This is a genomic window from Parapedobacter deserti, assembly GCF_042646065.1.
GTDB classification, from domain to species: domain Bacteria; phylum Bacteroidota; class Bacteroidia; order Sphingobacteriales; family Sphingobacteriaceae; genus Parapedobacter; species Parapedobacter deserti.
Genome location: NZ_JBHRTA010000037.1, coordinates 135,803 through 161,432, shown reverse-complemented (window position 1 = coordinate 161,432; position 25,630 = coordinate 135,803). Strand labels below are relative to the sequence as shown.

Genomic DNA, 25,630 nt, shown 5'->3' with positions numbered 1-25,630 from the left:
AGTTAACTCATTGTGCTGTCATGAACCCCTTATGGCAGTGGTGTTTAACTAAATTCAAAATTAGAAAATGATCGGAAAATCAATCGCAGCGATTGCAGTGATCCTACACATGGGCATTGCCATGGCACAACACAGTATGACAGTGGTGGTATTGAATGAAGACGGAAGGCCAATGATGGGAGCTTCGGTACATCTCAAGGGTACCGCCTACCGAGGCCAGACGGATGCAGGAGGGCGGGCGGTCATAAATAACCTGAAAGCAGGCACGTACGCCGTCTCGGTGAGCCACATCGGGTACGAGCCTCTTACCAAAGAGGTCCTGCTCGCTGGTGAGCAGCAGGTCAGTTTTTCACTAGCAAGAGCCATGTTACTTACCGACGAAGTGATTGTACAGGCAACGCGGGCCACAGAGAATACTGCTACCACCTACAAAAACCTAAGTAAGGCCGACATTGCGAAAAATAACCTTGGGCAGGATATCCCCTATCTGCTTGACCAGACGCCCGGTGTGGTGATCTCCTCTGATGCCGGCGCGGGGATCGGATATACCAGCATGCGCATCCGGGGGAGCGATGCTCAACGGACGAACGTGACCGTCAATGGCATACCGCTTAATGACGCAGAGAGTCTCGGCTCGTTTTTCATCAACTTGCCTGATTTTGCATCCTCTATTGACAACATCCAGATCCAACGGGGAGTGGGCACTTCCACCAATGGTGCCGGTGCGTTTGGTGCGAGCCTCAATATTCAGACCAATACGCTCAACGAAATGCCATACGCCGAAATGGACAACTCGTTTGGTTCGTACAATACGTGGAAAAACACCCTGCGTATCGGCACCGGCTTGATCGATGGCAACTTTAGTTTCGATGGGCGGCTTTCCCGGATTGAAAGTGACGGCTATATCGACCGGGCCACATCCGATCTGCAGTCGTTCTTCCTATCCGGTGCATGGCATGGTCGAAACAGCTTGTTGCGCGCCAACGTGTTCGGCGGAAAAGAGAAGACTTATCAGGCGTGGTACGGCACACCGGAATCAAGGCTTACGGGCGACAAGGAAGCGATGGAAGCGTATGCAGGCGATGATGGGTTAACGGGCTATGAACTTGAAAACCTGCTCCGGTCTGACCGGAGGTATAATAAATATCTATATGATAACGAGACGGATAACTACCAGCAAACCCATTACCAGTTGCTGTTTTCATCGGCCCTGACCGGCCAATTGACGCTAAACACCGCATTGCATTATACCCGGGGTAAGGGCTATTATGAACAATTCCGTGATAGCGACGCGTATGCCGAATATGGTCTATCTCCCATAACAGTAAATGGCTATGATATTAACACACTGGATTTGGTACGCCAGCGTTGGCTGGACAACCATTTTTATGGGGGCACTTACTCGCTTGTCTATAAAAATGGAAGCGGCATTGAATTCACATGGGGAGGTGGCTACCACGAATATAAAGGCGGGCATTATGGTGACATCGTCTGGGCGCAACATCCCCTGTTTACGGACGGCAGTTATTCCCAAAACCTAGACGGCAGCTTCGGGACGTCCTACCGCTATTATGACGGAAATGCGACCAAGAAAGATTTCAATACCTATTTAAAAGCCGCTTACCAATTAGATAAGTTGTTTTTGTTTGCGGATTTACAATACAGGCATATCGATTATGCGATTTTCGGCATAGATAATGACTTGCGCGACATTACACAAGATGCTACGTTTGACTTCTTCAATCCCAAGGTCGGCGTAACCTACCAGTTGTCGTCGGCAAGTAATGTGTACGCTTCTTATGCGCTGGCCAACAAGGAGCCGGTGCGCAGCGACTTCACTGATTGGCCGGTCGAGCAGACGCCGAAAGCCGAGCAATTGCATAATATCGAAGCCGGTTACCGCACCCGGTCGCAGCGTTTCGACATCGGCGTGAACGGCTACGCGATGCTATACAAAAATCAGTTGGTACTCACCGGCCAACTTAACGATGTGGGCAGCACGTTGCGGACGAATGTAGACGACAGTTACCGCATCGGGCTGGAATTTGATGGCCGATGGACACCCATTGGCTGGTTTACGTGGGGAGGGACATTGGCCTTCAGCCGGAACAAAATCAAAAACTTTACCGAAGTGGTCGGTGACGTCCAACACTTCTACGAAACCACTGATATTTCGTTTTCCCCGGATTGGGTGGCTTCAAACGAGCTTAGCGTCAGACCATGGAAACCCGTCGAACTGGCGTTGCTGAGTAAATATGTATCGCGGCAGTACTTAGACAATACCGGCAATGAAAGCCGGAGCATAAATGGCTTTTTCGTGAATAACGTTCGTATTGCATACCATACCTCCTTTTGGCAACTGAAAAACGTGGGGGTGACATTGCTCGTAAACAACGTGTTCAACGAGAAGTACTCGGCCAGCGGATACACATGGGGGTATTACCTGTCCGAGACAAATCGGGTGGACTACAACTTTTATTATCCGCAGGCCACTACTAATTTTCTTCTGGGGCTGAACGTCAAATTTTAAGGTGGCATTGATTTTGTCGGTAAAATGTATTTACCTTTAAGCAAATATTTCGCCATGCAATATACATTGAAATCAATAGGGGCGCTTGCCGGACTGTCATTGATGGTCTCCTCATGTGATTCGTCGGCACCTAAGGAAGCAGAAAATACCCGGACGGATTCCACCTACGCGCCGGTGGAAACGAGGGCACCGAATACGGATTACAAGCCTGCATTTGAAGGACAGACTCGCGCGCCGGGGGTAAAGACAACAACCTCGTATGATGTGAAGGTATTGACTGAAGGGCTCAACAGGCCCTGGGGTATTGCCGTCCTTCCGGATGGCAGGCTGCTGATTACAGAAAAAGGCGGTACCTTGCGCATCGCCTCGCAGGATGGGAATGTGAGTGCTGCGATAACCGGACTTCCCCCTGTCAATGATGCTGGCCAAGGGGGGCTGCTGGGAATCACCATTGACCCCGACTTTGGCACAAACCGGATGGTTTATTGGGCATTTTCTGAAGATACCTCGCAGGGTACCTTGACTGCAGTAGCCAAGGGCAAGTTGGCCGATGACGAAGAGACCGTTGAAAATGCCACGGTGATCTACCGCGCGACACCGGCTCATAAGGGTAACCTGCACTACGGCTCACGCCTGCTATTCGATACAACCGGTAACCTATTTGTCAGCACCGGAGAGCGTTCAGACATCGTTACGAGGCCGCAGTCCCAGGACCTGAACTCAGCCTTAGGAAAGATCCTCCGCATTACGCCGGACGGTAAGCCGGCCCCTGGCAATCCGTTTGAAGGAAGGGACGACGCTCGTCCGGAAATTTACTCTTACGGGCACCGAAATGTACAGGGACTTGCCTTCCATCCAGCCACCGGCGATCTATGGGAAAATGAATTCGGGCCCCGAGGGGGCGATGAATTAAACCTTATCCAGCCGGGGAAAAACTATGGATGGCCGATCATTACCTACGGATTGGAATATAACGGCAACAAAATCGGCGATGCTATCCAACAGCAGGAAGGCATGGAACAGCCCGTTTATTATTGGGATCCGGTGCTTTCAGCGAGCGGGATGACTTTTTTTTCGGGCAACTCCATTCCGGAATGGGAGAACAACCTGTTCCTTGCTGGGTTGAACAGCATACATATCGCCCGGTTGGTGATCGAAGATAATAGGGTGGTAGGAGAAGAACGACTGTTAGCCGATGAAGCGCAGCGTGTCAGGGATGTGCAGCAGGGCAAAGACGGCGCCTTATACGCTGTGACGGATGCGGGCCGCTTGTATCGAATAGGGAAATAACGATGCGGGCCGTCATCCAACGAGTATCAGAGGCTTCCTGCTTGGTGGACCAGCAAGTTGTCGGCGCCGTGGGACCAGGTTTTTTAGTGTTACTGGGTATTGAGGAGGCAGATGGGATCGACGACCTCCGGTGGCTGGCGCAGAAAATAGCCAGCTTGCGCGTGTTCAGCGATGAAAATGGACTGATGAACAAATCCATTCACGACGTCGGCGGCAATATTTTGCTAATTTCTCAATTTACCTTGTTCGCCCAGACCAAAAAGGGCAATCGCCCCTCTTTCATCCGTGCCGCTAAACCGGACAAAGCCATCCCGTTGTACCATGACATGACAGCTGAGCTATCGGCTCAGCTTGGCCGTAATGTGGCGACGGGAGTATTTGGCGCCGACATGAAGATCTCGCTGGTAAACGACGGCCCTGTAACCATCATCATGGACACTAAAGACAAGGACAATCACTAACTGCCACCACCACTTTTCGCCAAATGACTATTCCAAATGACTATTAAAGAAGCACAGAAGCAAGTAGACTCATGGATAAACACCACTGGTGTCCGTTATTTCAATGAACTGACCAATACCGCTATTTTAATGGAGGAAGTGGGGGAAGTAGCCCGCATCATGGCCCGGAAATATGGAGAACAGTCCTTTAAAAAGTCGGATGAACAGGTTGATCTTGCCGATGAGATGGCCGATGTACTGTTTGTATTAATTTGTCTGGCCAACCAAACCGGTATCGACCTGACAGAAGCGCTGGAAAAAAGCCTCGAAAAGAAGAACATTCGCGATGCCGATCGGCACCGCAACAACGAAAAGCTTCGCTAGTCAAAAACGTTATAAAAAAACGGTACATCTTTTGGATGTACCGTTTTGCGTATATGATGGTCCCGCATGGCGGGCAATTGTTACATCATTCCGCCCATGCCTCCGCCCATCGGTGGAGCACCAGCGCCGGCAGCCTTTTCTTCTTCAGGCTCGTCTGCAAGCACCACCTCAGTGGTAAGTAGCATAGCAGCAATCGAAGCGGCATTTTCCAGCGCGATACGGGTTACCTTAGTCGGATCAATTACGCCTGCACCGATCAGGTTTTCATAGGCACCTGTGCGGGCGTTGTAACCGAAGTCAGCAGTGCCCTCTCTCACTTTCTGTACCACAACGGCACCTTCTACGGCAGCGTTGTTACAGATTTGGCGCAACGGCTCTTCGATAGCGCGCTTGATGATTTCGATACCGATGTTTTCGTCTTCATTGGCGCCTTTGAGGTCTTTCAACGCCTCGCTTGCACGGATGAACGCTACACCACCGCCAGCTACGATGCCTTCTTCCACCGCAGCCCGTGTTGCATGCAACGCATCATCCACGCGGTCTTTCTTCTCCTTCATTTCAACTTCGGTCGCTGCACCTACGTACAACACTGCTACACCGCCGGCCAGCTTAGCCAAACGCTCTTGCAGTTTTTCGCGATCGTAATCAGAAGTAGTGGTTTCGATTTGCGCTTTGATTTGATTTACGCGGCCCTTGATATCTTCAGGGTTGCCAGAGCCGTTGATGATGGTGGTATTATCTTTGTCTACAACCACTTTCTCAGCTTGACCTAGGTAAGAAAGGTCGGCGTTTTCCAGTTTAAATCCTCTTTCTTCAGAGATAACCGTACCGCCGGTTAGGATAGCGATGTCTTCAAGCATTGCTTTGCGGCGATCGCCAAAGCCGGGAGCTTTAACAGCGGCAACTTTCAACGACCCACGGATTTTGTTGACAACTAGCGTAGCCAATGCCTCGCCGTCAAGGTCTTCAGCGATAATCAGCAACGGCTTGCCTGTCTGAACCTGTTTTTCAAGAATCGGAAGCAGTTCCTTCATATTGCTGATTTTCTTGTCGTAAATCAGGATGTAAGGGCTTTCCAGGTCGGCTTCCATCTTGTCAGTATTGGTGACGAAGTATGGTGACAGGTAACCGCGGTCGAACTGCATACCTTCTACGGTTTTCACCTCGGTTTCAGTGCCTTTGGCTTCTTCTACCGTGATGACACCATCTTTGCCAACTTTTTCCATGGCTTCTGCGATCAATGCACCGATTACTTCATCGTTATTGGCAGAGATGCTGGCCACTTGCATGATTTTGTTGTTGTCTTCGCCGACGGTTTTTGATTGCCCTTGGAGGCTTTCAACTACGGAAGCTACAGCTTTGTCTATACCGCGTTTCAAGTCCATGGGATTTGCGCCTGCGGCCACGCTTTTCAAACCTGGTGCAATGATAGCCTGAGCCAACACGGTAGCAGTGGTGGTTCCGTCACCGGCTTGATCAGCGGTTTTGGAAGCGACTTCCTTCACCATCTGTGCGCCCATATTCTCAAGCGCATCTTTTAATTCAATTTCTTTTGCAACGGTAACGCCGTCTTTTGTGATCGAAGGCGAGCCGAATTTTTTCTCGATGATCACATTACGTCCACGCGGACCCAGGGTTACCTTTACCGCATTCGCCAGCGTGTCTACGCCTCTCTTGAGGGCGTCACGGGCTTCCACATTATACTTTACTTGTTTCGACATTTTTAATTGATTTGAGATGTTAAACATGCGATCCGAGATTCTCTAAGAGTCAATCGCTGTATCCCGCATCGTAACTTTTTTAGTTAACCATTAAACTTTTAAACGCTCACGGAAATAAACCGATTTCGCATCCGCGGATACCTACACGATTGCGTAGATATCAGATTCCTTCATGATCAAGTACTCTTTTCCATCGTAAGTGATTTCCGTGCCGGCATACTTGCCGTACAGCACTTGGTCCCCTACCTTCACGGTCAACGGCTCGTCCGTTTTTCCTGCACCGACTGCCACTACTGTTCCGCGTTGTGGTTTTTCCTTGGCAGTATCCGGGATGTAGATGCCAGATGCGGTCTTTTCCTCTGCAGGGGCGGCTTCTACCACCACTCTGTCTCCGATAGGTTTAATACTTAACGCCATAACTGATTTTATTTTAATAAATTAAATTGTTTTAATTTTTCCTGTTCGCCTACTCCATCAACTATGCCAAGTCCTGTTTTACGTAAGATAGTTTGCCATTTTTTCATTTTTTTGAAGATGGGTAACGAATGTTCAGTTGTCCGCGTGTCAGGATGTCAGGGGATGTCAGTTTGATAAAAAAGCAAAAGGCCTCACGGTTTATTGAGAGGCCTTCTGCTTAGTTAATAGTTACCTTTACTGCGTGGTGTCTGCGTCCGTTGCCGTTCCAGGTGTTTCGGCCGGGGGCACCGGGGAAGTAGTGGCGGGTGCTGCCGGCTGGATCTGTTCGGTCAACCCGCTGCCGCCTGAACCGGTGGAGGGGCCCATGACATTAATTACCAGCGAAAAGACCATGATGGCAATCACCAGCCCCCAAGTTCCCTTTTCCAGAATATCACCTGTTCGTTTCACCCCCATGAGGTTGGTGCCACCGGCAAATCCCGCCGCCAACCCACCGCCCTTGGGGTTTTGGATCAATACAAGGAAAGCCAAGAGAATACAGGCCAAAATGATCAATATGATTAATAACGTTTGCATTTGATATACGTTAATGTAACTTGTTCTCTAATTCAGTTATTTGAGCGGCAAAGTAAGCACTTTTTTCGGGAAATTTCAAACTTAATTTTTTATAGACCGCTATTGCTTTGGGATATAGTCCCTGTTCCACATATATTTTTGCCAATGTCTCCGTGACCAGTGTCAGCTGGTCTTCTGCGCTCTTGCGTGCTTTGTTCTCCGAATCAATTTTATCTGCCGGAGGCGGCTTGATCTGCGGTTCTTCGCGGATAAAGCGCTCGATGCGGGGGTCTGTCTTTTTTGGTACCTGAAAGGTGATGGTTCTTCGCTGGTTCTCTGTGCTTAATTTTGCTTCCGGTGGTTGGAGGTGAAAGATGTTTTCCCTGATTTGTTGGTCAAGCATCTGCACATCATTGAGTGTGTCGGTCCCGTCTGCAGCATTGGGGCTTTTTTTGTTGAACGGTGCATAGGGCTGATAAGAATGCGCATATTCCATCCGTGTTTTATTGAGCCACCAAAGGAAACTATAGGGCATATGGTTGTCGTGGTAAAGGCTTACCTGCTCATCCGGTTCCTCCTCGGGGTCGGATATATCCGCAGCTGCCCCTTTATCATCAACTTTTTCGGTATACACAAAGTAGTCGATGCCCGCAGGATGTTCGGGCAACGCTGTTTCCGGTCCATTGTTCTGTTCATTTCCTGTTTCGACCGGTTTTTTGGGTAAAACTGCAGCCTCGTCAGAAGGCATCGGATCCGTTTCCGGCACTACAGCCTCCTTCGTCTGTACATCTGCACGCTGGTTTTCAGCCCCGATCGCGGGCTCCCCGGGCAATGGGCGTTCATGGAGCGGTTCGTCCGCGGCCACATATCCGTACAGCCAGTTGGGAAGAGCCGTATAGAGCAGCCCTGCTCCAGCGGCATCGCGGTCATTTTGCTGAACTTGCCATCGGGACCACAAAAGCCGTAAGGGCTGCGAATAGGGGTACCTGTCCATGAGCGTTGACAAGATTTCCGAGTCGACGGTTTGTGGGGCAGCTAGTGCTTTATTATATAATTCTTTATAGTTCATTAAACGTTACCAGTTCGCAAACGCTCGATTAAAAATGTCTTCGGTGAGCATCTCGTTAATATCCCGTATGAGTGCCTCTTCTTGCGCGGGTATGGAACCGCCCGCCGAGGAGAAGTCTTTGAAGCGGGTGAATGCCTGATCAAAGTTGTCTTCTGGTTTTTGATTGTTGGTGTATTTGACTTGAACGGTAATGGACAGGCGGTTGAGCGCAGCCCGGTCAGTGCCGGCCTCCACCGCTGCGGGCGCGATGCTATACCCGGTAATGCGCCCTTCAAAAATGGCATCGCCATTGGCGTCCACCTGGCTGAGTCCCGATTGGTTCCGTATGCGCTCTTTGAGTGCTTCGGTGAATGTCTGGCTGAGCGTGGGGTTGACAATGGGCGCCGTGTTTTCAAAAAATTCGACCACATATGTCTTTGTCCCTTCCGGGATTGACCCACCTGTGAAGCCATATTTTACGCCGCAGGCGTTGGCCAATAAAATCGCCATTAGCATCAGTGAGTAGCGACTCATTTTCGATGTTATCTTGCGGATTTGCATTAATTGAGGTTCAAATCTTTTATCTTTCTATACAACGTTCTTTCGGATATTCCCAGTTCCTGTGCCGCGGATTTGCGTTTCCCTTTATGTTTTTTCAGCGCTTTCCGGATTAAGTCGGATTCCTTTTCCACGAGGGAAAGCGACTCTTCTTCCACTTCCTCTGCTTCCTGGGGTTGGAAGCGGTAATCGTCTCCTTGTCCTGCCGATTGGGGGTGGTGTATGGTAAGCGTGGACGGTGCCCCTAATTGTTCCGCGGCGGGGTTGTCCACTTCACGGTATAATTTATTGATGTAAGGCGAATTGTTTTCCACAATCCTGGAGTTGATCCCGTTCTGGATGATTTCGACCACCAATTTTTTCAGCTCGACCATATCCTTTTTCATATCGAAAAGCACCTTGTATAGCAGGTCGCGCTCCGAAAAATCATCTTTGCTTCCAGATGTCACATGGACGGGAAGCGTGCTCCTGTGGTCCATTGGCAGGTATTGCTGAAGTATTTTAGCGTCGATCAGCCGCTCTTTTTCCAGCACGGCGATTTGCTCGGCGATATTCTTTAACTGCCTGACATTGCCGGGCCACGGATAATTGCTGAGCAGCTGCTGTGCGTCTTCCGTCAATTGAACATTAGGGCTGCGGTACTTATCGGTGAAATCGGCCACGAACTTGCGGAAAAGCAAGTGGATGTCTTCTTTGCGGTCGCGTAATGGCGGAATGCGCAAGGGTACGGTATTCAGCCGGTAATATAGATCCTCCCTGAATTTAGCTTTTTGCACCGCATCGTATATATCCACGTTCGTCGCGGCCACCACCCGCACATTGGTTTTTTGCACTTTTGAAGAGCCCACACGGATGTATTCGCCGGTCTCCAGTATGCGCAGCAGGCGTGCCTGCGTATTCAAGGGTAATTCGCCTACCTCATCCAAGAAGATAGTGCCGCCATTGACTTCTTCAAAATAACCTTTTCGCGCTTCGTGGGCGCCGGTAAAGGAGCCTTTTTCGTGCCCGAAAAGTTCGGAATCTATCGTCCCTTCGGGAATAGCACCACAGTTAACAGCAATGAACGGGCCATGCTTGCGTGCACTCATCTGGTGGATGATGTGTGAAAACACCTCCTTACCGCTTCCACTTTCCCCCGTAATCAGCACCGAAATATCTGTTGGCGCTACCTGCCGTGCCACATCGATGGCGCGGTTAAGGAGGGGTGAATTGCCGATAATTCCAAACCTATTTTTTATGTCTTGAATGTCCATTTTTCTAGGTATGCTAACCAACAATCTTTCCTATCAACGTTGCCGATGTACAATGTTCGGCAAAGACATGTACGTAGTCGCCAACCTTGTAGCGTTTATCCACGGGAAACACGACCATGGTGTTTTGGTCGTTGCGGCCGCAGTAGTCACGGTCCGATCGTTTGGAAAACCCTTCGATGAGTACTTTGTGGGTTTTCCCTACGTAGGTTTGCAGCCGTGCCAAGCTGTGGTTGCGCTGCCTGTCTACCACTTCAGTCAACCGCCTTTTTTTTACCGCTTCGGGCACATCGTCGGCATAGCGTTTGGCGGCCAACGTGCCGGGGCGCTCCGAATAGGCAAACATGTAAGCAAAATCGAATTTGACATAATCCATTATGGATAGTGTGTCTTGATGCTCCGCTTCGGTTTCGCTGCAGAATCCTGTGATGACATCCGTCGAAAGTCCGCAGTTTGGGATGATCCTGCGGATTGCATCCACCCGCTCCACATACCACTCGCGGTCATAGGTGCGATTCATCAGTTTGAGTACGCGCGAGTTGCCTGATTGTACGGGCAGGTGGATATATTTACAAATGTTTTCGTGCTGGGCCATCGTGTGCAGCACCTCATCGGTAATATCCTTGGGGTGTGAAGTAGAAAAGCGTACGCGCAGCAAGGGGTCTACCTGGGCAACCATTTCCAACAGACGGGCGAAAGTTATCGCCTCGTATTTGTACGAGTCGACATTTTGTCCCAACAGGGTTACCTCCCGGTATCCGGCATTGAAGAGGTCGCGGGCCTCCTTTACGATGGATTGCGGATCGCGGCTCCGTTCGCGTCCACGGGTGAACGGCACCACGCAAAACGAGCACATATTGTCGCACCCGCGCATGATAGAGATAAAGGCTGTTACCCCGTTTGTATTGAGGCGCACGGGGCTGATGTCTGCATAGGTTTCCTCCCGGGAAAGTAGTACGTTCACCGCCCGAGACCCATCATCTACCTTTTCGATAAGGTTTGGCAGGTCACGGTAAGCATCTGGCCCCACGACCACGTCCACCAATTTTTCTTCTTCAAGAAATTTTGATTTCAGCCGCTCGGCCATGCAACCTAATACGCCCACTACCATTCCGGGATTTTTTGCTTTGGCAGACTCGAATTCCTTCAACCGGTTTCGTACGCGTTGCTCCGCATTTTCCCGTATAGAACAGGTGTTGATAAATATTACATCGGCCTCTTTATAGTCACGTGTCGTTTCAAAACCTTTGTCGAGCAGAATGGATGCAACAATTTCACTGTCAGAGAAATTCATTTGGCAACCATAACTTTCAATATATAGCTTGCGGCCGTTGCTTCTTTGCGAATTGTTCTCCAGCAGCAATGCCTCTCCCTGCCGCGACTCGTCGTGCTGTTTCGTACTTGTCGGTATCTCAAACATCGTTATTGATTAAGCCTGCAAAGTTAGTAATATTTTTTGAATAGATGACAGTTTGGCAGAGTGTGGGATGGCTTCGAAAAAAAATAAGATTTTTGCATTATGGCGTTTTCCAACGAAATCATGGCGTGGTATAGCCGGCATAAGCGGGATCTCCCGTGGCGCCGTACCACAAATCCTTATATCATCTGGCTTTCTGAAGTTATCCTTCAGCAAACCCGGGTGGAGCAAGGGTTGCCTTATTTTCATCGTTTTGTATCGCAATATCCCGATGTTGTATCATTTGCGAGCGCTGACGAAGATGAAATATTGCTCCACTGGCAGGGACTGGGCTACTATTCTAGGGCACGCAACATGCATCGAGCGGCCAAGGCAGTGGTGCAGGAATATGGCGGCGCTTTTCCTACGAACTACGAAGAGCTCATTAAACTAAAGGGAATAGGAGAATATACAGCCGCCGCTATCGCCTCGTTTTCAGCTAATGAAGCGAGGGCGGTGGTGGATGGAAATGTATTCCGCGTGCTGTCCAGATATTTCGGTATTGATGACCCAATCAATTCAACCAAAGGGAAAAAACGCTTTCTAAGTTTGGCGCAAGACCTGCTCGACCATCAAAACCCCGGATGGTACAACCAGTCGGTGATGGAGTTCGGTGCGCTGCAATGCAGGCCTAAGAATCCGGCTTGCGCAACCTGTGTGCTCAGGCTGGACTGCCGGGCTGTCAATGAAGGGCGTGTGGGCAACCTGCCTGTCAAAATAAAAGGCAAGGCCAGCCGAAACCGCTATTTCAACTATTTTGTGGTGAAGGCAGACGACCGCCTGTTGATGAGCAAACGTGGGAAGGGGGATATCTGGGAAAACCTGTATGAACTGCCGTTAATTGAAACGTCAAGTCAAGCAGCACCGCACGAACTGGCCGCCATGGATGAGGTGAAGGCCTGTTTCGGCACCAACGCAGGTATGAAGCTGGTGTCCGGCCCGGTAAAACATGTGCTGAGCCATCAAAACCTGTTTGCCCAGTTTTTCGAGGTCACACCCAGCAGGGCCCCCGATATCAAAAAAATGCAGTGGAATTATGTTTTTATAAAAGATTTGGGTACATTAGCTAAACCGAAACTAATTTATTCTTTTTTAAAGAATTATATGGTTGGATATTATACCTAAATTATATGTCAGGTGTTAACAAAGTTATCTTAGTAGGCCATTTGGGCAAAGACCCGGAAGTCCGCCATTTGGACGGAAATGTTACTGTCGCAAGCTTTCCGCTAGCTACGTCGGAGATTTACCACAAGGACGGGCGTAAGGTTGAGCAAACCGAATGGCACAACATTGTCATGTGGCGCGGGCTGGCCGAAGTAGCTGCGAAGTACCTGTTCAAAGGCAAATTGGTGTATGTAGAAGGTAAGTTGCGTACGCGGACATACGAAGACAGGGAGGGAATCAGGCGCTACACCACCGAAGTGGTCGCAGAAACTTTCACCCTGTTGGGACGAAAAAGCGATTTTGATCCCCCAAGTGCCACGGGTAATGCTGCCGAACAACCTGCAAAAAAAACAGGCGATACGCAATCCAACGTCGATTTTAAGGAAAACGACGGCGAAGAAGATACGCATTTTTGAACTGATAGTCGGTAGTTGCCCGTGCTGCAGAGAAATTCCTATCTTTGGCGTCATGTTGCAAGAAAAGATACAACGTTGTACGGAAGAAATAGAACGGTTTTCGCCGCAATCCGGTGATGATGTGGAGGCATTCCGGCTAAAGTTCCTGGTTGCCAAGGGCGTGGTGCGTAGCCTGTTTGAGGAATTTAAGTCTGTGCCAGCTGAGCAGAAGCGCATGCTTGGCCAAACATTAAATGAGTTAAAGCAGGCAGCCGAACAAAAATATAAGATATTGCAGACGCAGTTCGCTTCTGCTGCACAGTCTTCAACGGGTGAGCAGGAAGACCTTACCCTTCCCGGTGCAGGGTTTGTATTCGGCTCACGGCACCCGTTATCTCTGGTGAGAAAGGAAATCGTGGAGATATTCAAGAAATTGGGATTCACAGTGGCCGAGGGGCCGGAAATTGAGGATGACTGGCACAATTTCTCGGCACTTAATTTTCCACCTGAACATCCTGCGCGGGATATGCAAGACACATTTTTCGTCAGAAAGCAGGAAGGAAATGATATTGCCTTGCGCACACACACCTCGTCTGTACAGGTGCGTATGATGGAAAGCGGTACTCCTCCGTTCCGCGCCATCATGCCGGGAAGGGTATATCGCAACGAAGCCATTTCCGCACGCGCACACTGCTTTTTCCATCAGGTGGAAGGCTTATATGTGGATGAGGGGGTATCATTTGCCGACCTGAAACAGACCTTGTATCACTTCGTGCAGGAACTGTTTGGTGAAGATACCAAAGTGCGTTTCCGCCCTTCATATTTCCCGTTTACCGAGCCTTCCGCAGAGATGGATATCAGCTGCACGATATGCAAGGGTGCGGGATGTACCATGTGCAAGGGTTCGGGATGGGTGGAAATCCTCGGTTGCGGTATGGTTGACCCCAACGTGTTAAAAAATTGCGGAATTGATAGCGAGCGGTATAGCGGCTTTGCATTTGGTATGGGGGTTGAACGGATCACCAACCTCAAGTATGAGATTAAGGACCTGCGGTTATTTTCAGAGAACGATCTACGCTTTCTTAGCCAGTTTGAAACGGAACTCATTTAGATGGTCAGGGCTGTCTGTTATATTGTACTCATTATCACTGTGTCGATTCCCATAGGCTGCAAGAAGGGGGGGTGCAACGTGGTGCAAAACGTACCGGTAATAGAACAGATTTCCATGGTTCAGCATTCTCAACTCTACACCCCGGGGGGGTATGCAATAACGGGACGTGGCGGTGTAGCTGGCCTGATTGTGGTCAATACTGGCAGCGGATACATTGCATATGACCGCTGTAGCACGGTAAACCCCGAAAAGCGGTGCGCAGTTGAAGTTGAAGAAGGTGGTATCGTAGCCAAAGATCCATGTTCTGGCGCTCGCTACTTGTTGGTCAACGGTTCTCCGGCGGAAATCGCCGAGTGTCCCCTTAAACCGTACCATGCACGTCGGGACGGCGAGACCATAATCGTGTCAAATTAATGGAAGCCGACAAAGTAAAAGAATCGATCAAGAAAGCGGCGCGCGAACTTTTCAGGCGATATGGTTATAAAAAGACCAGTGTCAATGAAATCGCCAGAAAGGCTAAAATCGCCAAAGCGACGATTTACAAGTATTTTGATAGTAAGGAGTTGGTGCTGCACGCCATTCTAATGGACTATATCCGCGAGAGTGTAGATGACCTGCTTGGCAAATACAATAAACAGGAAGACCTCGAGACCTATCTAAGCAATACCATCCTGCGTGTTAGCAGACTTACCTATACGATATGCAACGAGTTTCTCGGCTGGGATTTTATCCGGGAATCCACCAACACCCAGGAGTACCTCCGTACCCTATCCGATGACCTGGAGTTTCTGCTTATCAGTTCTTTTATCAATAATACCGCAATTGGCGAAGCTGTTGAGCCAGAAAAGCTGACCTTCCTCATAAAGGCGAGTAAAAACATCGTATTTTCTTTTGCCTTTACCTCAGTCAGCGAGGCTGATGTCCGCAAAAATTTCGTTTCCTTCCAGAAAGAAATCCTGCCTTATCTGGTCAAAGCCACGGTTTCGCTATAAAAGAGCGGTAAAAAACCCGTACCTTTACACCCTTATGAGCAGAAGAAGGATTCCACCGGAACAGCGCATATTGTCCAACATTCCGATCGTTGACATCGCCGAAGAAGGTAAGGGTGTAGGAAAGGCGGACGAACTTGTCCTTTTTGTGGATAAAGCCATCCCGGGCGATGTGGTGGATGTAGAATTGATACGTAAAAAGAAGAACTTTGTTGAAGCAAAAATATCCCGGTTGACCACGGCATCTCCGCACCGTGTGTCTCCTCTTTGCCAGCACTTCGGTATATGCGGTGGTTGCAAGTGGCAGCACATGGAGTATGCAGCGCAGTTGACCTATAAACAACAAGGTGTGGCCAATGCCCTTCTCCGTTTAGGAAAGATAGACACATCGCAGATGGAGGAAATATTGCCGGCTCCCCAGACGCAGTACTATCGCAACAAACTGGAATATACTTTTTCCAATAAACGGTGGCTCACCGATTTCGACGATGCGCAGGAAAGCATGCAGATGGATGCGTTGGGTTTTCACGTGCCGTCACGGTTCGATAAGATTTTAAACATTGAACACTGCTATTTGCAGCAGGCACCGTCAAATGATATCCGTAACAAATTGCGAGATTTTGCCCTACAACAGCAGATATCGTTTTACGACCTCCGCCAACACGAAGGAGCACTGCGTAACCTCATCATCCGTATAGCATCCACCGGTGAGCTGATGGTTATCGTCGTATTCGCCTACGCCGATGCGGAAACCGTCGAAAAGACCATGGCTTTCCTCGAAAGCGAGTTTCCCGAAATCACATCGTTGCTGTACGTGGTTAATCAGAAGAAAAATGATACCATATTTGACCAGGACGTCCATCGGTATGCAGGGCGCGACTATATCGTTGAAGAAATGGATGGACTGCGGTTTAAGATTGGTCCCAAGTCGTTTTACCAGACCAATTCTGCACAGGCTCATGAACTTTACAAAATAGCGCGTGATTTTGCGGCGTTCGAGGGCCACGAGCGGGTATATGACCTATACACCGGTGCGGGCACGATTGCTAATTTTGTTGCCCGGCAGGTGCGTCAGGTAATTGGTGTGGAATACGTGCCTTCGGCCATCGAGGACGCCCGCATCAATTCGGCGGTAAATGGCATCGGTAATACTCAATTTTTTGCAGGAGATATGAAAGATGTGCTTACCGCGCAATTTATCTCCGAACATGGGAGACCTGACGTGGTTATTACCGATCCGCCCCGCGCTGGTATGCATGCGGATGTGGTGGCACGTTTATTGGAAATAGAAGCACCGAAAATCGTATATGTAAGCTGCAATGCAGCTACCCAAGCGAGGGATGTTGCGTTGCTTACCGGAAAATATGATGTCAGCAGAATACGGCCGGTAGACATGTTCCCACATACGCAACATGTCGAAAATGTAGTATTGCTGACATTAAAAAAGTAGAAGTTATGGAGCTACAGGATTTGCTTTCTGCGCAAGCAGGCGATGATGGGCAGCCAAAGAAAGACAGCCCATTGAAAAGCTTGAAGGTCGACTTGGATTTTTACAGCGAATCCATCAAGGAAATCGCTGTGGAAATCATGGCTGAAGGGTTGTCCGCTTATCCGATATTTATAGCCCACCAACATGAAGTCAGCGTCGGCGAACTGATATTGGATAGGAACGAATTGGGCACGGAATGGTCTGTCCATGCCTCCACATTGGAGGAATTTGTGGAGCGGGGGATTATCAACGAAGACCGAAAAGCGCAATTCATCAAGCAATACAAGAAGCCCGAAGATTTCATTTGTATATTCGTGGTCGTTCCACAGGGTGCCAATTTTGTGTTTTATCCATATGCTAAGCGTTAGCGACCGGGTATAAGAAAAGAACTATTTAAACGTTAGTATAAAAAACAGTCAAATGGAAATAGATATGCGTCGTCTTTTTGAAATAGCGCTTTTCGTTTTCATTTGCGTGTCTCCCTTGTGCATTTATCCTCAGGAGTCGGGCAATATCCGCGGCATTGTCGTAGAGGCCGGTACAAGCAAGCGGCTGGGCAGTGTTACAGTCATCAACCAAAGCACCGGCCAAACAGTGGCATCCTCGGGATTGGGTACGTTCGAAATCTATGCTTCCGTGGGAGATACCCTTACGGCGATGTTGATGGGGTATGAAACCGCAGTTACAGAAGTTAAGACATTGAGTGACATCCTCATTGACATGAGCCCCGGGAGTGTGATGCTGGATCAAGTTGACGTAAACCGGATGAGCAAGGAGGCCGAGCTCCGCGATGCCATGCGCGGCTACCGCAAGCAAGGCGTCTACTATGACGGTAAACCTCCCGTTTTGGCGTATATATTCAATCCCATCACCTCACTCTACGAGTTATTCGGCCGTACACCGCGAAATGCCAGGCGCTTTGCAAACTACATGGAGCGGGAGCTTGCGGAAACGGACGTAGACAGGAAATTCAGCAGAGCAAAAATCCAGGAACTGACCGATCTGGAAGGCGATGACTTAACCAATTTCATGATCTGGTACCGTCCATCTTTTGAAAAGGCGCAGTACTGGGCTGAGTACGATCTGACCGCATACATCGTACAATCATTCGAGCAATTCAACCGAGATGGCCGACCGGCTGCCCCCAAGCTTCCCAAGCTTGAAGTCGATTCGGTTCGATAGTTTGTTGTATCGCCCGTGATCTCGTATTTTGGCATCTCGTTTGCATAGGTTGCGTTACAAAAAAACATACACTATGATAACGAACAGAAAAATAGCCTTATTTGGGCTCTCAGTAGCTACGTCAGCTATGCTGCTGGGTAGTTGCAGCACCATTCAGTCTATGAGCGGCACCCAGAAAGGTGCGGCTACGGGCGCTGTGGCAGGAGGCGCATTAGGGGCTATCATCGGCAATAAAGCTGGAAATACAGCGGTAGGGGTGCTCGCCGGTGCAGCAATAGGCGGTGTAGCCGGCGGGCTCATCGGAAAAAAGATGGATAAGCAGGCTGCGGAGATTGAACGTACCGTTGCTGGGGCAGAAGTCATCAAGGCCGATGAAGGGATTATCGTCAAGTTTGATTCGGGGATCCTGTTCGACTTTGACAAGACAGATGTCAAACCCGATGCGCGTGCGAACATCAAAAACCTTGTCGCCTCACTTAACGAAAATCCCGATACCGACATTCTTGTTATCGGGCATACCGATAATACAGGCACCGATAAGTATAATCAAGGGCTTTCTGAGCGGAGGGCGAAAACGGTAAGGGATTACGCCGTGTCTCAAGGACTGGCATCGCGGCGCATAAAAACGGAAGGCCGCAGTTTTCATGAACCCATTGCTGACAATAGCACTGAAAGCGGCCGAGCACAAAACCGCCGTGTGGAGATCGTCATTGTCGCCAACGACAAAATGAAACAGGAAGCAATGCGGGAAGCTGGGGAGTCCTAAAGAACACGCAATCAATCGAAAGCCGTTGGCGGGTCATCCGTCAACGGCTTTTTTTGTTATTTGCCCAGTGCGGTAATGATCAGCTGTCTGCTTCCGCCCCTGTTGCGGTGTTCGCATAGGTATACCCCCTGCCAAGTGCCAAGTGCCAATTTTCCGTTTTGGATGGGGATGGTAATCGAGGCACCCATCATTGATGCTTTGATGTGTGCAGGCATATCATCCGACCCTTCATAGTCATGGCGGTAGTCCGGGTCGTCTTCGGGTACCGCTTTGTTGAAAAAAGTTTCGAAATCCATCCGTACCGTCGGGTCTGCATTTTCATTGATCGTAAGGGAAGCGGAAGTGTGCCGGATGAAGATATGGCAGAGTCCTGCTTTCCACCGCGAAACCGCCGAAAGCCGGCTGTTTATTTCGTCTGTGATGAGGTGAAATCCCCTGGGGCGGGGCGGCAATGTCAATTGTTGCTGATAGATTTCCATGGTGTGCAAGTTAGGGCATCTTTTTAGTTATCTGTTTAAATCAGCCTGTCTTTGATGACCAACGTGCCGGCGATCTTATCATGGAGACACTGTTGCCGCCGGTCGAAGAATCCCGAAAAGAAGCCAAATCCCAACGTAAGAACACCCGTTAATTTTGCGATGTTGCGCAACAGTGCCTTGCCGTAACGAATCGGTCTACCCTGCTCGTCGGTCACCTTCACGCCGATAAGCATCTTGCCGATGGAAGCTTGTTTTTTTGAGCCTTCCATTACGACAGATAATATAAATTTGAATATGGGGATGAGCATGAGTCCGGCGACCAGCGAGGGAACGGTATTCTGCGCGTCTTCAACACCGCCAAGGATTACGGCGGCTAAAGCCGCATATATACAAAAGGCAATAAAGTAATCGATTGCTGTGGAGAGCAAACGCATGTCTAGCGAAGCAAAATATTGGGGGGCAGTTGTCTCATATGCGATGTTAAGCAACTTACTCAGCTCGGCTATTTCCCTCAATTCCTTGAACTCAGGGTGGCCGGCCGGCTTCACAAAATCTGTTGGGCGAAGCCCCATCGTCCGCAGCTCGTCCAAGGTAAAAGGCCCTTGGGGCTTCCCTTGGATGACTACCTCATACTGGCCGACAGTAAGATCCACGAGCTAGTAACGTTTTACGGTGAAGGAACTCAATCCGCCTTGTAGATTGATGGTAAATCTGCTGCTGGCGCTATCGAAGTTGTCGGTCGCATAGGACCCGTCGGCCTGTTTGGAAAAACCGGGAAAGTCCCGTGACGAGAGCCCGGATTTGACTACAATTCTGCAGGCAGCTGCCTTCGGTATCTCGATTTCCACACTGGCAACCCCGGATTCGGCGTTAATGGTCGTCTCTTCCATCGGCATCCCCAGCCTGGCTTCAAACGATGCTGCGCCGCCTTTGAAGTTCAAGCTGCCAACTTTATATTCGGTAAGGTCAAATTCGGCCGAACCAGCACCCATTTCCAAGTTGATATGCCACACCGGATTGCCGTTCAGGCTGATTTTTGCCCAGTTTTCGTCTCCGCTCAAATTCCAGTTACCTTTCTTTGTGTCGCTCATCCGGAAGGTAAGGTCAGCATTCGCACCCGTGGTAGTGGTTTCCAGGTGATGGGTGCCGATGGTGCTGGTAGCCTGTGCATTGAACAAGTCATCAGTGAGACCTTCGATTTCATATTCCACGGCACCGCCTTTTATGTGGAGGTGTGCGGTGGTAATGGCGCTGTTGTATTCCTGGGTGAATGTTCCACTCGATTTTTCAGTACGCCTCTCCCTGTTTTCGCTTGATGATGACCTTTCCTCGGTATGCCAGCTCCTGTCGTCAAATATCCACCAGTCGCTTCGTGGAGGAAAAGTGCCGCGATATGCAAGAAAAGCTAACGCGGCTATCGTGACGATAATGGATATGGCGCTGCCTATGCCACGTCTGGGCACCAACAGATTGACGCCGATGACAATCAGGATAACCGGCCACATGCTGAATACCGACCGCCAATAGAAATTGATCATATCCAGGTTGTCCAGCAGCAGCACACCGCCTACGAATAGCAGAATAAGTCCCCAGCTCAATTTTTCTTTGTTCATGACCTTGTTTTATTTGGTTTACGTGTTTTCCGTTCCGTGATCCTCGCCAGCGGATCGGTCGGGTTGCTGCTCGGTTTTCTTTCCGTGTTCATTGGGTGCGGTCGGTTTCCGTGTGCCGCGGAAGGCGGTGAAGATGGTTGCCAACCCGATGAATATAATCAAAACTGGCCAATACCGTGCAATGTCGCGCCAAATGAATAAGCCGAGTTGGTGTAGGAGAAAGAATATGCCTACCGCCAAAAGGATAATGCCGGCAACATACCTATCTTTAGACGGTCTCCGCCGTGCATAGGCCCTTCCTTCCGAACTCCATCCGGAGCGGTAATTATAGCCGGAATCCGAAGCTTGTTGGTCGGCTTGCATCCGATAATCTACATCGAACGGATCCGAGGACATGGAAAATGTTTTGATGGGTAACACGATCCATAGCACGATGTAAACAATAGGCCCCAATAGGCCAATGCCCATATACCCTGAAAAAAAGACGCTGATTACGAAGGCTAGCCTAATCCAGGTCTTGTCTATGCCGAAGTACTCGCCTAACCCGGCGCAGACACCAGCCACTGCTCCTTCATGGGGTATGCGCTGAAGTTTCTTTTCCATGTTATTCCCATTTTAAATGTTGCCATACTTGGGCTTTACTCTGATCTCATCCACATTAGCTCCTTCGCTGAGCGAGAGGCAAGCAATGATCGCCTCGGCTATGTCGGCCGGCAGTATAAACTTGTCGGCCGGTATTGTGGTGCCTTCCCATGAGGAGGTCAACGTAGAGCCGGGGATGATTTCAGTCACTTTTACACCATATGATTTAAGTTCATCCCGCAGTACATGGGTTAGACCCATTACTGCATATTTTGTTACAGTGTATGTGCCTGCCGCAGAAACGGGTTCCCGGCTGGCAATGGAGCTGATATTGAAGATATGGCCGTTGCGGTTTTTACGCATAACGCGGCCCACGGCGCGCGACAATAGGTGCGGCGTATGGTAATTGATGCGCATCTGCATATCAAAATCTTCTTCAGATTCGTCCAGTATGGAAACCGGCCGGAAGATACCGACATTATTTATGAGGATATCTAAATTCGGGGCGGTATGCGTTATCCATTCGATAAGTGCTGCGAGCTGCGTCCCATCGGAAACATCACACGCCCGATAATGAACAGATACACCCGGATTTGCCGTCTCGAGCCGATTTTTAAGTGCGCCAAGGGCTTGGCTATCGCGCGAGGAAAGTAGTAGCTGGTATCCGGACTGAGCAAGTCTTTCCGCAATGGCAAGTCCCATTCCCTTGGTGGCTCCAGTAATGAAAGCTGTTTGATTGGTTAGTCGTGGCATAGTTTTATTCCTTCGAGTGTCAAAGTTATGAAGTTATTTACTGAGATGATAAAACAAAGGGTAGCTTCTTTCGTTCTAATCCTTAAAATGTGTATCTTTAACCGGTATCGCGCGCGATATATAAAAGATACGCATCAAACAGCTTTATGTTTTTTACCTACTTCGGACAGTATCTGTTGCTGCTTAAATCGGTCTTCAGGCGGCCGGAAAAATGGAAAATCTATTGGAGGGAAATCATCCATGAGATGAATGAGATCGGTGTCGGATCACTTGGACTGATTGCCATCATTTCCACATTCGTCGGTGCGGTAATGACCATGCAGATCGCTTTCCAATTGGTTTCCGATTTTATTCCGACTTCCATCATCGGGCAGATCAACCGCGATTCGAGTATCCTTGAACTAAGTCCCACCATCACTGCCTTGGTATTGGCCGGTAAAGTGGGATCGTCTATTTCTTCTCAGATCGGATCCATGCGGGTTACGGAACAAATCGACGCACTTGAAATCATGGGCATCAACGCTCCAGGTTACCTTATCCTTCCTAAAATCTTGGCCGGCATTACCATGATTCCCATACTGGTGGTTATGTCCATTTGCCTTGCTTTGTTCGGCGGGCTTCTCGGCGGAGCACTGTCCGGTGCGGTAACCCCGGCCGATTACATCAACGGCATTACCGATGGTTTCAACGGATATACCGTCGCAGTAGCGTTGGTTAAGGCGTTTGTATTCGGATTTGTCATTACCTCTGTAGCGGCGTTTAAGGGCTTTTATGTGCGCGGAGGTGCGCTGGAAGTAGGGCAGGCAAGTACCCGAGGGGTAGTTATCAGTTGCATAGCAATATTAGCGATGGATTATATTGTTACCTCACTGATGCTCTGATTTTTTACGTACGTTCCATATGATTGAAGTCCAAAATATACATAAGTCTTTCGGTGACAACCATGTGTTGCGCGGTATCGATGCGTCATTTGAGGCAGGTAAGATCAGCTTGATAATCGGGGGGTCTGGCTCTGGTAAAAGTACGTTGCTGAAATGCATGGTTGGGTTACATAAGCCAGAGCAGGGAAAAATACTTTACGACGGGGAAGACTTCACGCGGATGAGCTTCGAAGACCGCATTCCCGTCCGGAAAGGGATCGGCATGCTATTCCAAAACTCAGCGCTGTTCGATTCTATGACGGTGGAACAGAACATCATTTTTCCCTTAGCGATGTTTACCGATATGAGCCGGAGTGAGAAACTCGACCGGGCTAATTTCTGCCTGGAAAGGGTGAACCTTGCTGGACGAAACAACCTTTACCCCGCAGAGCTTTCGGGAGGCATGAAAAAGCGTGTTGGTATTGCACGCGCCATCAGTATGAGTCCTAAATATCTTTTCGTTGACGAACCTAACTCAGGCCTTGATCCGGAGACAGCCATTCTTATCGACGAATTGATCGCCGACCTTACCGAAGAATACCAATGTACCACGGTGGTGGTGACCCATGACATGAATTCGGTAATGGGTATTGGAAATTATATCCTCTTCTTGCATAAAGGCCAGAAATGGTGGGAAGGATCGAACAAGGAAATCACCCGTTCGGATGTGCCGGAGTTAAATAGCTTTGTGTTTGCCAGTCCGTTCATGAAAGCTGCTAAGGAGCGGTTTTGATCAGATTTGCCTGCTTTGCGGCAAGTGTTTAAATTTAATTCCTACCTTTGCCGCAAAGCATTTTATCTTGGCAACAAACGGTATCCAACTTCTCACTCCACGGCATTGGAAAGACTATGAGCTAATCGATTGCGGTGATTTTGAAAAACTGGAGCGCTTTGGTGATGTGGTGCTGATCCGCCCGGAGCCGCAGGCCGTATGGCCTAAGGCGTTGCCCGAAGCGGAGTGGGTAAAACGGCACGACATCCGCTTCAAGGGGAGGTCGGCGACCAGCGGCGACTGGATTAAAAAGAATCCGCGCCTGCCGGACCGCTGGTATATTGGCTACAACAATGGCGATGTCGACATCAAACTGCGCCTTGCGCTTACGTCATTCAAACATGTTGGGGTTTTTCCCGAGCAGGCGGTCAACTGGGATTACATCTCAGAAACAGTCAATTCATTTCAAATCAAGCAGCCGAAGGTGCTGAACCTGTTTGCGTATACGGGTGGAGCCTCATTGGTGTCCCGCGCTGCGGGAGCCGATACCACACACGTCGATTCCATCAAACAGGTAATCACGTGGGCAAACGAAAACCGTGAGTTATCAGGGCTTTCCGATATCCGATGGATGGTTGAAGATGCGTTGAAATTTGTAAAGCGTGAACTGAAGCGGGGCAACAGGTATAACGGTATTATTCTCGACCCACCTGCATACGGGCATGGACCTAAAGGGGAAAAGTGGAAGCTGGAAGATCATATCGCCGACATGATGCGTGATGTGGTTCAGCTGCTGGACCCCGAGGAACACTTCTTAATTCTGAATACCTATTCATTGGGTTTTTCCGCTGTGATAGTGGAAAATCTCGTAAAGATGGCGAAGCCGGAGGTACAGAATCTGGAAACCGGCGAACTGTATCTGGAGGCCGCAATGGGCAACAAGTTGCCTTTAGGTGTTTTTGGGAAGTTCAGGAAATTAGCGGCTACTCAAACACCACCGTCTTATTCCCCGTGATGATTACTCGGTCTTCGATCACCAAGGAAAGCGCCTTGCTAAGTACAGATTTTTCTACTTCTTTTCCTGTACGGACCATGTCTTTAACCGTATGGCTATGGTTTACCGGTTTGATGTCCTGTGCGATAATGGGCCCCTCATCAAGGTCGTTAGTTACGAAGTGGGCGGTAGCGCCGATCAGCTTTACACCGCGGGCATGGGCTTGTTTATAGGGATTGGCGCCGATGAAAGCCGGAAGGAACGAATGATGGATATTGATGATTCGGTGCGGATAATGTGCTACGAATTCGGGTGAGAGGATACGCATAAACTTAGCCAAGACGAGGTAGTCGGGGTGATACGCCGCTAAAGTTTGTGCAATTTCTTTTTCAAAATCTGCTTTTGACTTTTCTTCGTGGGTTACGTGGTGAAATGGGATATCGAAGCGTTCGGTGAAGGCCCTCAGGTGGTCATAGTTGCCAACCACGCAGCAAACTTCTGCGTCTAACGTCTTGAAAAAGTGGCGGACGATGATGTCTCCAAGGCAGTGATGCTCTTTCGTGACCAGAATCGCCAGCCGCTTTTGCTGGGGCGGACTTACATGTACAGTTGCAAATTCAGGCAATGCATTGGTGAGATCTTTCTTAAGCTGATGATTGTTTTCTACCTTGCCTGCACATACGATGCGCACATAGAACCGGTTGGCCGCTTCATCCACATATTCGCGCATGGTCACGATGTTGAGGCGATGCGCCGAAATGGTATTCGCTATCCGCGCGACCAAGCCAACGGCATCGTCGCACTGAATCAGGATGAGGGTTTGGTTCGTCAT

29 protein-coding genes are annotated in these 25,630 nt (G+C 49.4%); 16 read left to right on the top strand and 13 right to left on the bottom strand.

The window, feature by feature from the left end:
* Positions 1–67 precede the first annotated feature (67 nt).
* The 4 genes from ACFOET_RS12420 to ACFOET_RS12405 are packed head-to-tail and all read left to right on the top strand — an operon-like array spanning position 68 to position 4,644.
* The gene (locus ACFOET_RS12420) at positions 68–2,530 is read left to right on the top strand and encodes a TonB-dependent receptor (protein ID WP_379023084.1); all 2,463 of its coding nucleotides are present in this window, start codon (positions 68–70) and stop codon (positions 2,528–2,530) included.
* 54 nt (positions 2,531–2,584) lie between these two features.
* Positions 2,585–3,820 (top strand): PQQ-dependent sugar dehydrogenase, encoded by a 1,236-nt coding sequence (locus tag ACFOET_RS12415; protein ID WP_379023082.1) that lies wholly within the window; start codon positions 2,585–2,587, stop codon positions 3,818–3,820.
* 2 nt (positions 3,821–3,822) lie between these two features.
* Entirely contained in the window at positions 3,823–4,281 is a 459-nt protein-coding gene (gene dtd / locus ACFOET_RS12410; RefSeq protein ID WP_379023080.1) for a D-aminoacyl-tRNA deacylase, read from the top strand.
* 36 nt (positions 4,282–4,317) lie between these two features.
* Positions 4,318–4,644: a nucleotide pyrophosphohydrolase gene (locus tag ACFOET_RS12405; RefSeq protein WP_379023078.1), complete on the top strand. Its 327-nt coding sequence runs from the start codon at positions 4,318–4,320 to the stop codon at positions 4,642–4,644.
* Between the two features lie 80 nt (positions 4,645–4,724).
* On the opposite strand, the gene groL is transcribed toward ACFOET_RS12405, so the two are convergent.
* The 7 genes from groL to miaB form a co-directional block, all read right to left on the bottom strand.
* Positions 4,725–6,365 (bottom strand): chaperonin GroEL, encoded by a 1,641-nt coding sequence (gene groL / locus ACFOET_RS12400; RefSeq protein ID WP_379023076.1) that lies wholly within the window; start codon positions 6,363–6,365, stop codon positions 4,725–4,727.
* 141 nt (positions 6,366–6,506) lie between these two features.
* Positions 6,507–6,782, bottom strand: coding sequence for a co-chaperone GroES (groES, locus tag ACFOET_RS12395; protein ID WP_379023074.1), 276 nt, complete (start codon positions 6,780–6,782; stop codon positions 6,507–6,509).
* 234 nt (positions 6,783–7,016) lie between these two features.
* Positions 7,017–7,358, bottom strand: a complete 342-nt coding sequence (gene secG / locus ACFOET_RS12390; RefSeq protein ID WP_379023072.1) for a preprotein translocase subunit SecG — start codon at positions 7,356–7,358, stop codon at positions 7,017–7,019.
* 10 nt (positions 7,359–7,368) lie between these two features.
* Positions 7,369–8,406, bottom strand: coding sequence for a hypothetical protein (locus tag ACFOET_RS12385; protein ID WP_379023070.1), 1,038 nt, complete (start codon positions 8,404–8,406; stop codon positions 7,369–7,371).
* 6 nt (positions 8,407–8,412) lie between these two features.
* Positions 8,413–8,919, bottom strand: coding sequence for an LptE family protein (locus ACFOET_RS12380; RefSeq protein ID WP_379023068.1), 507 nt, complete (start codon positions 8,917–8,919; stop codon positions 8,413–8,415).
* 26 nt (positions 8,920–8,945) lie between these two features.
* Positions 8,946–10,196, bottom strand: coding sequence for a sigma-54 interaction domain-containing protein (locus ACFOET_RS12375; protein WP_379023065.1), 1,251 nt, complete (start codon positions 10,194–10,196; stop codon positions 8,946–8,948).
* A 13-nt stretch (positions 10,197–10,209) separates the two neighbouring features.
* Complete coding sequence (gene miaB, locus ACFOET_RS12370) at positions 10,210–11,613, bottom strand: tRNA (N6-isopentenyl adenosine(37)-C2)-methylthiotransferase MiaB (protein ID WP_379023063.1); 1,404 nt, start codon at positions 11,611–11,613, stop codon at positions 10,210–10,212.
* A gap of 99 nt (positions 11,614–11,712) precedes the next feature.
* Here miaB and mutY point away from each other — a divergent pair, with 99 nt between their 5' ends.
* The 9 genes from mutY (at position 11,713) to ACFOET_RS12325 (ending at position 18,745) form a co-directional block, all read left to right on the top strand.
* Positions 11,713–12,774, top strand: coding sequence for an A/G-specific adenine glycosylase (mutY, locus tag ACFOET_RS12365; RefSeq protein ID WP_379023061.1), 1,062 nt, complete (start codon positions 11,713–11,715; stop codon positions 12,772–12,774).
* Between the two features lie 5 nt (positions 12,775–12,779).
* Positions 12,780–13,229, top strand: a complete 450-nt coding sequence (locus ACFOET_RS12360; RefSeq protein WP_379023059.1) for a single-stranded DNA-binding protein — start codon at positions 12,780–12,782, stop codon at positions 13,227–13,229.
* Positions 13,230–13,281: 52 nt separating this feature from the next.
* Positions 13,282–14,319, top strand: coding sequence for a phenylalanine--tRNA ligase subunit alpha (pheS, locus tag ACFOET_RS12355; RefSeq protein ID WP_379023057.1), 1,038 nt, complete (start codon positions 13,282–13,284; stop codon positions 14,317–14,319).
* 114 nt (positions 14,320–14,433) lie between these two features.
* A complete protein-coding gene (locus tag ACFOET_RS12350; RefSeq protein WP_379023055.1) occupies positions 14,434–14,733 on the top strand; it encodes a hypothetical protein in 300 nt (99 codons plus the stop codon).
* Positions 14,733–15,311, top strand: coding sequence for a TetR/AcrR family transcriptional regulator (locus tag ACFOET_RS12345; protein ID WP_379023053.1), 579 nt, complete (start codon positions 14,733–14,735; stop codon positions 15,309–15,311). The genes ACFOET_RS12350 and ACFOET_RS12345 overlap by 1 nt, the downstream gene beginning before the upstream one ends.
* Before the next feature lie 34 nt (positions 15,312–15,345).
* On the top strand, positions 15,346–16,758 hold the full coding sequence (gene rlmD / locus ACFOET_RS12340) for a 23S rRNA (uracil(1939)-C(5))-methyltransferase RlmD (RefSeq protein ID WP_379023051.1): 1,413 nt from the start codon (positions 15,346–15,348) through the stop codon (positions 16,756–16,758).
* Between the two features lie 5 nt (positions 16,759–16,763).
* A complete protein-coding gene (locus ACFOET_RS12335) occupies positions 16,764–17,165 on the top strand; it encodes a hypothetical protein (RefSeq protein WP_379023049.1) in 402 nt (133 codons plus the stop codon).
* A gap of 52 nt (positions 17,166–17,217) precedes the next feature.
* Positions 17,218–17,979 (top strand): peptidase associated/transthyretin-like domain-containing protein, encoded by a 762-nt coding sequence (locus ACFOET_RS12330; RefSeq protein ID WP_379023047.1) that lies wholly within the window; start codon positions 17,218–17,220, stop codon positions 17,977–17,979.
* A gap of 73 nt (positions 17,980–18,052) precedes the next feature.
* Positions 18,053–18,745, top strand: coding sequence for an OmpA family protein (locus ACFOET_RS12325; RefSeq protein WP_379023046.1), 693 nt, complete (start codon positions 18,053–18,055; stop codon positions 18,743–18,745).
* A 56-nt stretch (positions 18,746–18,801) separates the two neighbouring features.
* Here ACFOET_RS12325 and ACFOET_RS12320 read toward each other — a convergent pair whose 3' ends face one another.
* From ACFOET_RS12320 to ACFOET_RS12300, 5 genes are read right to left on the bottom strand one after another with little or no spacing between them, the layout of a single operon-like run.
* A complete protein-coding gene (locus ACFOET_RS12320) occupies positions 18,802–19,224 on the bottom strand; it encodes a secondary thiamine-phosphate synthase enzyme YjbQ (RefSeq protein ID WP_456320332.1) in 423 nt (140 codons plus the stop codon).
* A gap of 35 nt (positions 19,225–19,259) precedes the next feature.
* Positions 19,260–19,877 carry an RDD family protein gene (locus ACFOET_RS12315; protein ID WP_379023044.1) on the bottom strand — a complete coding sequence of 206 codons (618 nt, stop codon included), beginning with the start codon at positions 19,875–19,877 and terminating at the stop codon, positions 19,260–19,262.
* A gap of 3 nt (positions 19,878–19,880) precedes the next feature.
* Entirely contained in the window at positions 19,881–20,837 is a 957-nt protein-coding gene (locus ACFOET_RS12310; RefSeq protein ID WP_379023042.1) for a LiaI-LiaF-like domain-containing protein, read from the bottom strand.
* An 18-nt stretch (positions 20,838–20,855) separates the two neighbouring features.
* A complete protein-coding gene (locus ACFOET_RS12305) occupies positions 20,856–21,440 on the bottom strand; it encodes a PspC domain-containing protein (protein WP_379023041.1) in 585 nt (194 codons plus the stop codon).
* Between the two features lie 12 nt (positions 21,441–21,452).
* Positions 21,453–22,172 (bottom strand): SDR family oxidoreductase, encoded by a 720-nt coding sequence (locus ACFOET_RS12300; RefSeq protein ID WP_379023039.1) that lies wholly within the window; start codon positions 22,170–22,172, stop codon positions 21,453–21,455.
* A 146-nt stretch (positions 22,173–22,318) separates the two neighbouring features.
* Here ACFOET_RS12300 and ACFOET_RS12295 point away from each other — a divergent pair, with 146 nt between their 5' ends.
* The 3 genes from ACFOET_RS12295 to ACFOET_RS12285 all read left to right on the top strand — a co-directional run bounded on the left by ACFOET_RS12295 (position 22,319) and on the right by ACFOET_RS12285 (position 24,819).
* Positions 22,319–23,053, top strand: coding sequence for an MlaE family ABC transporter permease (locus tag ACFOET_RS12295; protein WP_379023036.1), 735 nt, complete (start codon positions 22,319–22,321; stop codon positions 23,051–23,053).
* A 19-nt stretch (positions 23,054–23,072) separates the two neighbouring features.
* Positions 23,073–23,825 (top strand): ABC transporter ATP-binding protein, encoded by a 753-nt coding sequence (locus ACFOET_RS12290; RefSeq protein ID WP_379023034.1) that lies wholly within the window; start codon positions 23,073–23,075, stop codon positions 23,823–23,825.
* A gap of 64 nt (positions 23,826–23,889) precedes the next feature.
* Positions 23,890–24,819 (top strand): class I SAM-dependent methyltransferase, encoded by a 930-nt coding sequence (locus ACFOET_RS12285; protein ID WP_379023202.1) that lies wholly within the window; start codon positions 23,890–23,892, stop codon positions 24,817–24,819.
* On the opposite strand, the gene purU is transcribed toward ACFOET_RS12285, so the two are convergent.
* Positions 24,788–25,630 (bottom strand): formyltetrahydrofolate deformylase, encoded by an 843-nt coding sequence (purU, locus tag ACFOET_RS12280; protein ID WP_379023032.1) that lies wholly within the window; start codon positions 25,628–25,630, stop codon positions 24,788–24,790. The two genes, ACFOET_RS12285 and purU, sit on opposite strands and share 32 nt — an antisense overlap.

Coding starts and splice junctions, on each gene's coding strand:
- ACFOET_RS12420 (WP_379023084.1), top strand. CDS start 68: ATGATCGGAAAATCAATCGCAGCGATTGCAGTGATCCTACACATGGGC.
- ACFOET_RS12415 (WP_379023082.1), top strand. CDS start 2,585: ATGCAATATACATTGAAATCAATAGGGGCGCTTGCCGGACTGTCATTG.
- dtd (WP_379023080.1), top strand. CDS start 3,823: ATGCGGGCCGTCATCCAACGAGTATCAGAGGCTTCCTGCTTGGTGGAC.
- ACFOET_RS12405 (WP_379023078.1), top strand. CDS start 4,318: ATGACTATTAAAGAAGCACAGAAGCAAGTAGACTCATGGATAAACACC.
- groL (WP_379023076.1), bottom strand. CDS start 6,365: ATGTCGAAACAAGTAAAGTATAATGTGGAAGCCCGTGACGCCCTCAAG.
- groES (WP_379023074.1), bottom strand. CDS start 6,782: ATGGCGTTAAGTATTAAACCTATCGGAGACAGAGTGGTGGTAGAAGCC.
- secG (WP_379023072.1), bottom strand. CDS start 7,358: ATGCAAACGTTATTAATCATATTGATCATTTTGGCCTGTATTCTCTTG.
- ACFOET_RS12385 (WP_379023070.1), bottom strand. CDS start 8,406: ATGAACTATAAAGAATTATATAATAAAGCACTAGCTGCCCCACAAACC.
- ACFOET_RS12380 (WP_379023068.1), bottom strand. CDS start 8,919: ATGAGTCGCTACTCACTGATGCTAATGGCGATTTTATTGGCCAACGCC.
- ACFOET_RS12375 (WP_379023065.1), bottom strand. CDS start 10,196: ATGGACATTCAAGACATAAAAAATAGGTTTGGAATTATCGGCAATTCA.
- miaB (WP_379023063.1), bottom strand. CDS start 11,613: ATGTTTGAGATACCGACAAGTACGAAACAGCACGACGAGTCGCGGCAG.
- mutY (WP_379023061.1), top strand. CDS start 11,713: ATGGCGTTTTCCAACGAAATCATGGCGTGGTATAGCCGGCATAAGCGG.
- ACFOET_RS12360 (WP_379023059.1), top strand. CDS start 12,780: ATGTCAGGTGTTAACAAAGTTATCTTAGTAGGCCATTTGGGCAAAGAC.
- pheS (WP_379023057.1), top strand. CDS start 13,282: ATGTTGCAAGAAAAGATACAACGTTGTACGGAAGAAATAGAACGGTTT.
- ACFOET_RS12350 (WP_379023055.1), top strand. CDS start 14,434: ATGGTTCAGCATTCTCAACTCTACACCCCGGGGGGGTATGCAATAACG.
- ACFOET_RS12345 (WP_379023053.1), top strand. CDS start 14,733: ATGGAAGCCGACAAAGTAAAAGAATCGATCAAGAAAGCGGCGCGCGAA.
- rlmD (WP_379023051.1), top strand. CDS start 15,346: ATGAGCAGAAGAAGGATTCCACCGGAACAGCGCATATTGTCCAACATT.
- ACFOET_RS12335 (WP_379023049.1), top strand. CDS start 16,764: ATGGAGCTACAGGATTTGCTTTCTGCGCAAGCAGGCGATGATGGGCAG.
- ACFOET_RS12330 (WP_379023047.1), top strand. CDS start 17,218: ATGGAAATAGATATGCGTCGTCTTTTTGAAATAGCGCTTTTCGTTTTC.
- ACFOET_RS12325 (WP_379023046.1), top strand. CDS start 18,053: ATGATAACGAACAGAAAAATAGCCTTATTTGGGCTCTCAGTAGCTACG.
- ACFOET_RS12320 (WP_456320332.1), bottom strand. CDS start 19,224: ATGGAAATCTATCAGCAACAATTGACATTGCCGCCCCGCCCCAGGGGA.
- ACFOET_RS12310 (WP_379023042.1), bottom strand. CDS start 20,837: ATGAACAAAGAAAAATTGAGCTGGGGACTTATTCTGCTATTCGTAGGC.
- ACFOET_RS12305 (WP_379023041.1), bottom strand. CDS start 21,440: ATGGAAAAGAAACTTCAGCGCATACCCCATGAAGGAGCAGTGGCTGGT.
- ACFOET_RS12300 (WP_379023039.1), bottom strand. CDS start 22,172: ATGCCACGACTAACCAATCAAACAGCTTTCATTACTGGAGCCACCAAG.
- ACFOET_RS12295 (WP_379023036.1), top strand. CDS start 22,319: ATGTTTTTTACCTACTTCGGACAGTATCTGTTGCTGCTTAAATCGGTC.
- ACFOET_RS12290 (WP_379023034.1), top strand. CDS start 23,073: ATGATTGAAGTCCAAAATATACATAAGTCTTTCGGTGACAACCATGTG.
- purU (WP_379023032.1), bottom strand. CDS start 25,630: ATGACGAACCAAACCCTCATCCTGATTCAGTGCGACGATGCCGTTGGC.